Source organism: Aliivibrio thorii (assembly GCF_057368585.1).
The window spans coordinates 2,934,719-2,946,285 of sequence record NZ_CM170654.1; the positions used below are offsets into that span (position 1 = coordinate 2,934,719).

Annotated in this window: 8 protein-coding genes; 4 read left to right on the forward strand and 4 right to left on the reverse strand. The window is 39.5% G+C overall.

Annotated elements, in window-relative coordinates:
• Positions 1-50: 50 nt before the first annotated feature.
• Genes gspF through gspC form a run of 4 tightly spaced genes read right to left on the reverse strand, consistent with a single transcriptional unit; the run spans position 51 to position 5,745 of the window.
• Positions 51-1,268 (reverse strand): type II secretion system inner membrane protein GspF, encoded by a 1,218-nt coding sequence (gene gspF, locus AC2IP4_RS13555; RefSeq protein ID WP_486310416.1) that lies wholly within the window; start codon positions 1,266-1,268, stop codon positions 51-53.
• The gene (gene gspE, locus AC2IP4_RS13560) at positions 1,269-2,768 is read right to left on the reverse strand and encodes a type II secretion system ATPase GspE (protein WP_486306819.1); all 1,500 of its coding nucleotides are present in this window, start codon (positions 2,766-2,768) and stop codon (positions 1,269-1,271) included. It abuts the gene before it with no gap.
• Complete coding sequence (gene gspD, locus AC2IP4_RS13565) at positions 2,768-4,804, reverse strand: type II secretion system secretin GspD (RefSeq protein WP_486310417.1); 2,037 nt, start codon at positions 4,802-4,804, stop codon at positions 2,768-2,770. The genes gspE and gspD overlap by 1 nt, the downstream gene beginning before the upstream one ends.
• A 32-nt stretch (positions 4,805-4,836) precedes the next feature.
• Positions 4,837-5,745, reverse strand: coding sequence for a type II secretion system protein GspC (gene gspC / locus AC2IP4_RS13570; RefSeq protein ID WP_486310418.1), 909 nt, complete (start codon positions 5,743-5,745; stop codon positions 4,837-4,839).
• A gap of 279 nt (positions 5,746-6,024) precedes the next feature.
• On the opposite strand from gspC, the gene hslR reads away from it, so the two are divergent.
• From hslR to AC2IP4_RS13590, 4 genes are all read left to right on the forward strand, one after another.
• Complete coding sequence (hslR, locus tag AC2IP4_RS13575) at positions 6,025-6,426, forward strand: ribosome-associated heat shock protein Hsp15 (RefSeq protein WP_105056939.1); 402 nt, start codon at positions 6,025-6,027, stop codon at positions 6,424-6,426.
• Between the two features lie 94 nt (positions 6,427-6,520).
• Entirely contained in the window at positions 6,521-7,396 is an 876-nt protein-coding gene (gene hslO / locus AC2IP4_RS13580) for an Hsp33 family molecular chaperone HslO (protein WP_375321400.1), read from the forward strand.
• Between the two features lie 338 nt (positions 7,397-7,734).
• Positions 7,735-9,360 carry a phosphoenolpyruvate carboxykinase (ATP) gene (gene pckA, locus AC2IP4_RS13585; RefSeq protein ID WP_105056937.1) on the forward strand — a complete coding sequence of 542 codons (1,626 nt, stop codon included), beginning with the start codon at positions 7,735-7,737 and terminating at the stop codon, positions 9,358-9,360.
• A gap of 178 nt (positions 9,361-9,538) precedes the next feature.
• On the forward strand, positions 9,539-11,509 hold the full coding sequence (locus tag AC2IP4_RS13590; protein WP_375321401.1) for an AsmA family protein: 1,971 nt from the start codon (positions 9,539-9,541) through the stop codon (positions 11,507-11,509).
• Positions 11,510-11,567 lie beyond the last annotated feature (58 nt).

The following is an 11,567-nucleotide window of genomic DNA, read 5'->3' on the forward strand; positions in this document are numbered from 1 at the left end:
ACGTTAAAAATTCATATATAAAATAAAAGAAAAATAGATAGCAGTGAATGCTACCCAACCAAATTGTTTAATTCGATAATTGGCATCAAGGTCGCAACAACAATGAAGAGTACGATCCCTGCCATGAAGACAATAAGCAAGGGTTCAAAAATGCCTAATGCCATGTTCACTAATGATTCAAAATCTCGGTCTTGGTTATCAGCCGAACGTGTTAGCATTTGCTCTAACTCACCACTTTGCTCACCACTGGCAATCATATGCAGCATCATTGGTGGGAACAATTTGGTTTGCTCAAGCGAAATTCGCAAACTTGCCCCTTCACGAACATTATCCGCCGCTTCTAATACTTGTTGTTTAAAATACTTATTACTCATTACGTCTGCGGCGACTTTCATACCATCCAGTAATGGAATAGCACTTGAAGTACAGATCGATAATGTTCGCGCAAAACGAGAGGTATTTAAGCCACGAACCACTTTACCAATAACAGGTAACCGTAATATTTTTTTATCCCACGCTAAACGTAAGTGAGGCTTAGTAAGTAACCACTTCACTCCAACAATTAACACCACAACAGCGATAACAACCAACAACCCCCAGTGAACAACAAAATTACTGGCAGCCAATAATATTTCAGTCACGGTTGGAAGACCTTGCCCCATTTGCACAAACTGATCGACAATTTTCGGTACCACAGTAGCAAGCAAAAAGGAGATAACCGCTATCGCAATCAACGTCAGCATGATTGGATAAATCATCGCTTGCTGTAATTTACTGCGCATCTTCTGGCGATTCTCAGCGTAATCCGCTAACCGATTTAATACCGTATCTAAATGACCTGACTTTTCACCCGCTGCGACCATTGAGCAAAACAAATCATCAAACACATGAGGATATTCACCAAAACTTTCGGCTAATGGATACCCTTCAATCACTTTTGAACGAACACCCATCATCATGCTGCGAATGTGTGCTTTTTCACCTTGTTCTGCGACAGCTTTCAAGCACTCTTCTAATGGCATACCCGCCTGAACCAAGGTGGCTAGCTGGCGCGTAATTAACGATAAATCATTAACGCTAATGCCACGCTTAAAGCTTAAACCTTGAGAGGCGTTTTTCTGCTGCTTTGATTTAGTTTCAATAACCTCAACAGGAATAAGCCCTTGCTCTTTGAGGCGTTGACGAACTTGGCGACCATTGTCACCTTCCATTACGCCTTTTTTCTGTTTGCCATTTTTTTCGAGGGCTTTGTATTCAAATGCTGCCATTTACCCTTCCCGAGTGACTCGCATCACCTCTTCTAGCGTAGTGATACCTTGTTGAACTTTTAATAGCCCATCTTGCTGAATACCACGAGTGCTCTTACGAACTTCTTTTTCAATCTCTTGTTCGCCCACTTCTTTATGTATCAATTCTTGTACTTTTTCATTCACCACTAACAATTCATGAATACCAGTACGGCCGCGATAACCTTTACCATTACAATGCTCACAACCCGCTGGTTTATAAAGCACTAAATCATCAGAGGGTAATAAAGAAAAAAGTTTCTTCTGCTCGTCATCAGCTTGATAAGGCGTTTTACATTCCTTACATAAAGTACGAACTAGACGCTGAGCAAGAACACCCAATAAAGATGACGAAATTAAGAAAGGTTCGATTCCCATATCACGAAGACGAGTAATCGCACCAACAGCAGTATTAGTGTGAAGTGTCGACATAACTAAGTGACCAGTTAGAGAGGCTTGAACAGCAATTTCTGCGGTTTCTAAATCTCGGATTTCACCAATCATCACCACATCTGGATCTTGACGAAGAATGGCACGTAGCCCACGAGCAAATGTCATGTCTACTTTTGGGTTAACTTGTGTTTGTCCAATCCCATCAATATCAAATTCGATTGGGTCCTCAACCGTTAAGATGTTTGATTGAGTACTGTCTAATTCTCCTAACCCGGCATACAAAGTCGTTGATTTACCCGACCCCGTAGGACCAGTAACCAAAATAATACCGTGAGGTCGCTTAATAATATGCTGGAAGTTTTGATGGTTTTTTTCTTCCATTCCTAAGCTGTTTAAGTCTAGACGTGTTGCGTTCTTATCTAATAAACGCATTACAACTCGCTCACCATGAGAAGACGGCATGGTTGATACACGAACGTCTACCGCTCGACCACCAATTCGTAATGAAATACGACCATCTTGAGGAACACGTTTTTCTGCAATGTCTAACTTCGCCATTACTTTTACACGCGACACTAATAATGGCGCTAATTTACGGCTTGGGCTAAGAACATCACGTAATACACCATCAACTCGGAAACGAATCGATAGAACTTTCTCAAATGTCTCAATATGAATATCTGATGCCCCCTCTTTGATCGCTTCACCTAACATGGCGTTGATCAATTTAATGATTGGCGCATCATCTTCTGATTCTAGTAAATCGTCATTGTCTGGTAACTCTTCGGCTAATGAGAAGAAATCATCATTATCAGCCCCAATGTCTTCCATCAATTGCTGCGCTTCTGATGAGTTACGTTGATAGACTTGAGTAACTTTGGTATCGAACTCATCCTTGGTTAATTGAATTAATGAAAAACTCGCTTTGCATACTCGGCGGATCTCACACAATACAATTGGCGAGGGGGTTACTGCATAATACAAAACCCACCCTTCAGAACTTGCTTCAATAACAACGGAATGCCTTTTTGCAAATGAAAAAGGCAAACGTAAAACGGCAACAGGATCAGGAAATAGCATATCCGCCATTATTTATCCTTATTCTCATCATCAAGCTGATCAAAGAAAGCTTGGATCTCTGCAGGGTGCTGCACATCAGAACCAAACTTAGGCAAGATTGGAATGTTGGCATCATCCATTAACTTCAAGCCTTTCTCTGCGTTATACAACTGCTCTGCGCGAATATAGTTATATTTACGCTGGGTAATGCCATCAGCAGTCATGCCATCTCGAATAATAGTTGGCTTGATAAATACCATTAGGTTTTTCTTCTCAACCTGAGTACTGGTTGATTTAAATAAGTAACCTAATACTGGAATATCGCCTAAGAAAGGCACTTTTGATTCGCTTTCCATTGCACGTTCATCAATCAAGCCACCTAGCACCAACATTTGGCCATCTTGTACCATTACTGAGGTGTTTAGCTGACGTTTAGCAAAACGTACATCCACCGCACCATTAGCGCCCAATACGTTCGATACTTCTTGCTCGATATCTAAACGAACAGAATCACCTTCATTGATTTGTGGAACAACTTTAAGTTTGATACCCACTTCTTTACGATCAACCGTTTGGAATGGGTTTTCATTATTTGAACCCGATGTAGAGCCAGTTAATACCGGAACCTCCTCGCCCACAATGAATGAAGCCTCACCATTATCCATAACGGTAATACTTGGAGAAGACAGAATGTTGGAGTTTGAATCAGTAGACACAGCAGTAATCAACGCAGCCCAATCACCCATCATTACACTAACCGCCGCACCTTGAACGCCGCCAAGTGCCGAAGTTAATGCTGAATAATCACCTTTTTGCGTTGTCTCTTCATAGTATTTTATCGCTCCGGTATCGCTATCCCTAATCGGTTTTTTTTCAACGGTATCTTTCGCTTCTTCCAAACCAATCATGGTGGCACCAATAGATGCGCCTGTATTGCTGTATTGGATCATCGCACCGGTTTCTAAGTTGCCCCATTGCACACCAAGATTAATGCCATCACCTTCAGCAAGTTCAACGATTAGCGCTTCAATCAATACTTGAGCACGACGAATATCTAACTGAGCAATAACATCTTTTACTGCACGCATTACATCTGGCGGCGCGGTAATAACTAAGGCATTGGTGTCAGCATGAGCAGAGATCATCACATCACTGCGGTTACTTGAACTTCCTTTTTGAGAACCACTTTTATCTGCGGTTAAATTATCAGAAACCCCTTTTAATACATCAACCAAATCTTCTGCTTTGGCGTAACGTAAATAGACAACTTGGTTGTTGCCCTTCGTCGCCATTTCAACATCAAGTTGCTTAATGAGTTTTTTAAGGCGATTACGTACCTTTGGGTCACCCGAAATAAGGATCGAGTTGGTACGCTCATCAGCAACCAATTTAGGTTGTAGAAACGCTGGGGTATTTTTAGCGTCAGTGGTCTTATTTAGCGCATCAACAATTCGCACCATTTCAGCGGCTGAAGCATTTTGTAAATCAACCACTTCAACTTCTTTATCACCCGCTTGGTCAACACGCTCAATAATTTCAGCCAGACGATTAACAACAGCAGCACGACCAGTAATCATAATGATATTTGCAGGATCATAGTGAACAACGTTCCCCGCGCCTGCATTATCATTAAGTTGACGTAATAAAGGAGAAAGTTCACGAACCGACACATTACGAACCGCAATAACACGCGTAATTACCGCGTCTCCGGTTATTTTGTCTTTTGCACCAAGAACAGGAACCGCCGATGTTTTTGCGTCTTTATCTTTAATTACCTTTAAAATGCCATTGTCCATTTCAACAACAGCATAGCCGTACACTTCTAACACGCTAAGGAAGAACTGATAATATTGCTCTTCGTTTAAAAGATCGTAACTACGAACATCCACTTTTCCCCGTACCGACGGATCAACAATAATGGTCTTTTCTAGATTTCGACCAACAATGTTGATGAACTCTTGAATATCAGTTCCCTTAAAGCTGGCACTAAAGTCATTTGCGATAGCCGATGTCCACATCATGCTACCCGCAAGTAATAAGGCTCCCTTGCCCATCCACTTTTTCACAATACACCCTTATTCATTTTTTCATCTACCAGTTATAAACCGATAAAGATGTCATGTAGTTGTCCGTCACGTTGAACGGTTAAATTAAGCTCTGTCATTTCTGACATATTTTTCCACAATGCACTCATTGCAGCAGGATCGGTTAAATCAATCCCGTTTAAACTTCTTGCGATATCACCCGGCTTCAGACCCACCGAATCAAATAATTTTCTATCTTTACCTGGATTAACTCGGTAGCCTTCAATTTTCCCATTATTACTCACTTGAGAAAGGCGAATATATTTCAAGATTGATTGAGGATTTTTCGCCATCTCTTGACGAATTGTATCTAATTCATCTTGATCTGAATTCTGACGATTATTCCCTAATACCGTACCAGAACTACCAGTACGATTTTGTTCTACCGAAATTTTGGTGTACTCAACACCCTCAAGCATCAATGTTTCATCACGTCCATTATTTGAAATAATAATACGATCGGCACTAATCGCTTTTACTGTTGCTCTTGTTCCATCAATCGTTTCATCAATACCGTACGTATTTTGTTTACCTCGATTCGCGATAACAGCTAAACTCAATTTTGAATTAGAGCTCGCTACCACACCAGATAAAGTCAAGCTCAGTTTGGTTTTAGGTGCGTCTTTTACTTCAACAACCTTTAGCTGCTCTACTGTTTTTTCAGGATTAAACTGCCCAAAAACTTGGCCGTTTAATAAACCAGACAAAGAATCATCATTGCTTTTCTTTGGTGACCCGTTAATAGCGACCGCTTTCGGTGTCCATTGAGAAACCGATGTCTGTGGGGCTAATATTGACCAAAAAAGAGAACCACAGATCCACGCAAAGCAAGCCACTAACATAACCGTTAAGCCTTTTGAAATTGCAGATTGATATGTTGACCAATATTGAGAAACTTTTTCGATTTTCATATTAGCTATCATGTAGGTACTGATCTTCCTTTTCTGTCTCACAGAGCAATTAAATATCTGATGTATTTATGAATTATAAAATAACCCGGCATAATTTCCGCAAATGATGCCGATTTCTTAAATTCCTCGCAGCCATATCACGTAATTTAAGCAGATGACCTTGTATTAGAGCATTATTTCTCATTAATGACTCTAGTTGCTTATCAATTTTGATTAATTCACCTCAAAAGATTGAAAAAAATTTTACTAACACCATCTTAATAAGCAGAGATAAGACATTAGGTACCCATAATGAGTTCAAAATCCAATACTAGCGATGGTATCAGGCTCGACAAATGGCTCTGGGCGGCTCGTTTTTACAAGACTCGTTCTATTGCTCGTAATATGGTTGATGGCGGGAAAGTTCATTATAATGGACAACGTGCAAAACCAAGTAAATTAGTTGAAGTAGGCGCTGAGGTAAAACTTCGCCAAGGCAATAACGAAGAAATCGTCGTGATCATTGAGATCCTATCCGATCAACGCCGTGGCGCTCCTGTTGCACAAACTCTTTACAAAGAAACACAAAATAGTATTGAGCACCGTGAAGAAAACGCGAAATTACGCAAGCTCAATTCACTTGGTAGCCCGCACCCAGATAAACGTCCTGATAAGAAGCAGCGACGTGATATTATGAAGTTTAAACAGCAATAGACTTGTCTTTCTGTTTCATCCCTTATTTATACCGGTTGTCTTCGCTATACTATAAGTAACGACAACCCCTCTAATACAATTGCTGGAGTATTTCATGGCAAATAACACACTGCATCGCTACCTATTTGAAGATTTATCAGTTCGTGGTGAATTGGTTCAACTAGATGATGCTTACCAACAAATTATTTCTAGCAAGGAATACCCAAAAGCAGTTCAGAATTTATTGGGTGAGCTATTAGTTGCAACGACGCTATTAACTGCGACATTAAAATTTGAAGGATCTATTACTCTTCAACTTCAAGGTGATGGTCCTGTATCACTGGCTGTTATCAATGGCGATAACGATCAAAAAGTTCGTGGCGTAGCTCGCTTTGAGGGTGATATTGCTGACGATGCTACCTTGCACCAATTAATGGGTAAAGGTTACTTGGTTATCACGATCTCTCCAAAAGATGGTGAGCGTTACCAAGGTGTTGTTGCTCTTGATGGCAAAGATTTAGCAGCTTGTTTTGAAGGCTATTTTGAGCGTTCAGAACAATTAAAAACTCGTCTATGGTTACGCCTTGGTGAATTTGAAGGTAAACCTCAGGCAGCAGGTATGCTTCTTCAAGTCATGCCTGACGGCACAGGTTCTGCTGATGACTTTGAACATTTAGAGCAATTGACAGATACCATTAAAAACGAAGAGCTATTTGGCCTAGAAGCTGAAGATGTTCTATACCGTTTATATAATCAAGATAAAGTACAACTTTTTGAACCTCAAACTGTTGAGTTTTTCTGTGGCTGTTCTCGTGAGCGCAGTGCAGGTGCAATCGTAACAATTGAACGTGCTGAAGTTGATGATATTGTAAAAACAGAAGGCAAAGTATCTCTTCATTGTGACTACTGTGGCACAAGCTACGATTTTGATAGCATTGATGTTGCCAACATATTCGAAGAAGCAACAAAAGGTAATGACACCGTTCATTAATTTACTGCATAGAATAAGTTGTAGAAATGTTACAAAAGCCAGCCATTAGGTTGGCTTTTTTTATAACTAAATTTGATATAAACCACGTTTTTAATTCCACTTATCCACACTTAATTTTGCTTAAATAATAATCAATTACATCTAGCGCAATCGATTTCTTTAAGAGTAGAATAGGGCAATTGCTATTTTGTGATGCTGATTAAATAACCACTACTACTTTGTGGTTAATTTATGATTTATCTCCCTGTTTTCAATTTACCGCATTGATAGCATGTTTAGCAGACAATAAATAATTACAAAATATTAAAATCCCTACAAAATTCCTTTAAGGAGCACCTATGACTGTTATGGAACACAAAAAGGCTGCACAACTTGATCTTACTCAACATGGCCTAACTGGCGTTACTGACGTTCTTCGTAACCCAAGCTATGACCAATTGTTTGAAGAAGAGACCCGTCCAGACCTAGAAGGTTATGAGCGCGGTGTAATGACTGAGCTTGGCTCGGTTGCGGTAGATACTGGTATTTTTACTGGCCGTTCACCAAAAGATAAATACATCGTAAAAGATGAGACAACTAAAGATACATTATGGTGGTCTGATCAAGGTAAAAACGACAATAAAGCTATCACACCTGCAGTCTGGGATGATCTAAAAGCCCTAGTAACAGAGCAACTCTCTGGTAAGCGTCTATTTGTTATTGACGGTTACTGTGGTGCAAACCCTGATACTCGCTTAAGTGTCCGAGTTATTACTGAAGTTGCATGGCAAGCACACTTCGTAAAAAACATGTTCATTCGTCCAACAGAAGAAGAGCTAGCAACGTTTGAACCTGATTTTGTGGTAATGAACGGCGCGAAAGTCACAAACCCTAATTACGAAGCACAAGGCCTAAACTCTGAAAACTTTGTTGCCTTCAACCTAACAGAACGTGTTCAAATTATCGGCGGTACTTGGTACGGCGGTGAAATGAAAAAAGGCATGTTCGCAATGATGAACTACCTTCTTCCACTGAAAGGCATTGCCTCTATGCATTGTTCTGCCAATGTGGGTGAAGAAGGCGATGTCGCGGTATTCTTCGGTTTATCAGGCACAGGTAAAACAACACTTTCAACCGACCCTAAACGCCAACTGATTGGTGATGATGAGCACGGTTGGGATGATGACGGTATCTTCAACTTTGAAGGTGGCTGTTACGCAAAAACAATTCGCCTATCTAAAGAAGCTGAACCAGATATCTACAATGCAATCCGCCGCGATGCACTACTAGAAAATGTAACCGTTCGTAGCGATGGCACGATTGATTTTGATGATGGTTCAAAAACAGAAAACACGCGTGTTTCTTACCCAATTTATCACATTGATAATATTGTTAAGCCAGTGTCAAAAGCAGGCCATGCAAATAAAGTTATTTTCTTAACGGCTGATGCATTTGGTGTTTTACCGCCTGTTGCGAAATTGACGCCAGAACAAACTAAATACCACTTCTTGTCGGGCTTTACTGCTAAATTAGCGGGTACAGAGCGTGGTATTACTGAACCAACACCAACATTCTCTGCAGCATTTGGCGCAGCGTTCTTAACGCTACACCCAACACAATATGCAGAAGTATTAGTTAAACGTATGGAAGCGGTTGGCGCAGAAGCGTATATCGTCAATACAGGTTGGAACGGTACTGGTAAACGTATTTCTATCCAAGATACTCGTGCCATCATTGATGCAATCTTAGATGGATCAATTGACCACGCTAAGACGAAAAATATCCCAGTGTTTAACTTTGAAGTCCCAACCTCATTACCAGGTGTTGATACTTCGATTCTAGACCCTCGTGATACTTACACTGACCCTCTACAGTGGGACAGTAAAGCTGAAGATCTTGCACAACGATTCATCAAAAACTTTGCTCAATACACAGATAACGATGAAGGTAAGGCGCTTGTGAAAGCAGGCCCTCAACTTGACTAACCCAAGTTAATACCTCGATAAATTCAAGCCCTTCGATAACGAAGGGCTTTTTTTATTCTATTTGATCCCTATCTTGCTTTCAAAACAGTGATTACCTTTAAGTAAAACATTACAATAACTTGATTGAATCTCACTTTTAATCCACTCTTTCTATTCTTATTTCTTTCTGGAGTTAACAATGTATACCACGCTGAAAAGCCTTGGTTGGTTTATTACTTTCTTCCTACTACTTGTGGTCGCATTCTTATCCCTTTTGCATACTCCTTATGCGCAACCATTATTAAACCCATTAGTTGAAAAATTATCAGATCAAAAAATCTCTTTTGGTGAGCTTAATTACTCAATTCAAGATCCTCTTCACCTTACTCTATCAGAAGTCACTATCCGCACTGAGAATGAATTGTTCGTACAGCATGTTGATTTTTGGCTTTCTCAGCACCCTATCCAGCAAGGTAAGTTAGCATTTAATAGCATTAAAATTGATGGCTTAAGTTTACAAAATGGATTACCAAAAACAGAGCATCTCGATTGGGTTTCTATTGCCCAGTTAAGCATCTCTAATTTAGATTTTGCCAATGACGACTTAGTTATTCGTGACGCACAAGTCCAACTCACCAATTGGTCTGTTGAACAAGAAAAAACAGTGCCATTTGAAGGTAATTTCCAATTTTCAACTCAACAACTATATTGGCAGGGTGAAGCCCTTGACGATGTGTTAATTGATGGTTATTACAGTGAAAATTACACTGCATTACATGGAATATCACTCACTTGGCGTGACAGTACTATCACAGCTCAAGCCGAGCTGAAAGACAACAAACTATGGGTTATCCCTCAATTCACTCTGCGAAAATTTAATTTAGAATCTGACAATGCAGACATTATCGGTAAACCATTGGAATGGCTTACTAAGCAAAACTTCACCTATCAATTTGAACGAATTGATCTGTTAGATATTAATATTGAACTCCCTCAATTCTCGGTAAATAATTTAAGTTTATCTGCGGAGAATGTGTTGCTGCCTTACCATTTATGGCAACAAAGTAATGCGAATATTTCTTTTAATGCAGATAGCTTAGTATGGAATGAACAAGTTATTGAGAAGCCTATTTTTAATCTCATGCTGAATGGTAAAGAAGCAAATATCTCAACGCTTTCTTTTGATATTTTTAATGGCAATGTTCAACTTGAAGGTAAAATTTCTCCGACTAAAGTTAACCTAAAATCACTGACATTAAGCCAAATAAAATGGCTACTAAGCGAAACAGAAGTCTCCGCTATTCAAAAATACATCAAGCAACTTGAGCAAGTTAAAATAGCAAATTTAGACGTTAATAACATCCAACTCATTCAGCTTGATAATCAGCACCCTTACCAAGTTTCAGGTGTAAACCTGGAGGGTCACGATCTTGATTTATTACGTTATTATCAATGGGGGTTATGGGATGGAAAATTATCTCTTAGCGCTTCTAATGCCAGCTTTAATTACCTATTAAGTCAGCAATTATTGATAGAAATGAACGCTGAAAATGGATTATGGACAATAGAGCGAGCACTTTTCCCTTTAGCTGAAGGACTTGTTGGATTAAATGGCAGTATTTATTTAACTCAAGATAGCCAACCCTGGCAATTAGAGGCTTACGGAGATGGCTTACCAATCAGTTACCTAACCACTTTTTTCCCAAATACTATACCTCTAGAAGGCGTTGCTGAATTTAACTTAAATGCGAATGGTCTTGCTGCTAATAGAGACAGTTTTAATTACAGCTTTAATGGTGAGTTAAATATCATTCCAAGAGAGATGACAACCACCAAAACAGCGAAAGAACTGTGGCAATTTAAACTAGGATTAACCCCTGACGAAGATCATCCTAATATTTCATCTAATGGCAATGACATTAATAAGGAAGTCTCTTCTATACATTATCCAATACAAGTGGAGCCAATTAAGATAGTGGCTAACAGAGGGCGAATTTCAATCACACCCATAACCATTATTGGTGACGGTTTTAATTACAACATTGAAGGTGATTACGATTTAGTCAATCCAGAAAACGCTCAAACCGTTACTTCTATCACTCAAGAGTGTCATCAGTTAGTACAGAAATTATTTTCTAAAGAAGTTCAAATCATCAATTATTGTCAGTAATCTTTAAAAAATTAGAAAACAAAAAGCCCCATCAAACATTACGGTTGATGGGGCTTCG

Excerpts from the sequence above, each read along its gene's own strand:
- gspC (WP_486310418.1), bottom strand. The coding sequence starts at position 5,745 with ATGATAGCTAATATGAAAATCGAAAAAGTTTCTCAATATTGGTCAACA.
- AC2IP4_RS13590 (WP_375321401.1), top strand. The coding sequence starts at position 9,539 with ATGTATACCACGCTGAAAAGCCTTGGTTGGTTTATTACTTTCTTCCTA.
- pckA (WP_105056937.1), top strand. The coding sequence starts at position 7,735 with ATGACTGTTATGGAACACAAAAAGGCTGCACAACTTGATCTTACTCAA.
- gspF (WP_486310416.1), bottom strand. The coding sequence starts at position 1,268 with ATGGCAGCATTTGAATACAAAGCCCTCGAAAAAAATGGCAAACAGAAA.
- hslO (WP_375321400.1), top strand. The coding sequence starts at position 6,521 with ATGGCAAATAACACACTGCATCGCTACCTATTTGAAGATTTATCAGTT.
- gspE (WP_486306819.1), bottom strand. The coding sequence starts at position 2,768 with ATGGCGGATATGCTATTTCCTGATCCTGTTGCCGTTTTACGTTTGCCT.
- hslR (WP_105056939.1), top strand. The coding sequence starts at position 6,025 with ATGAGTTCAAAATCCAATACTAGCGATGGTATCAGGCTCGACAAATGG.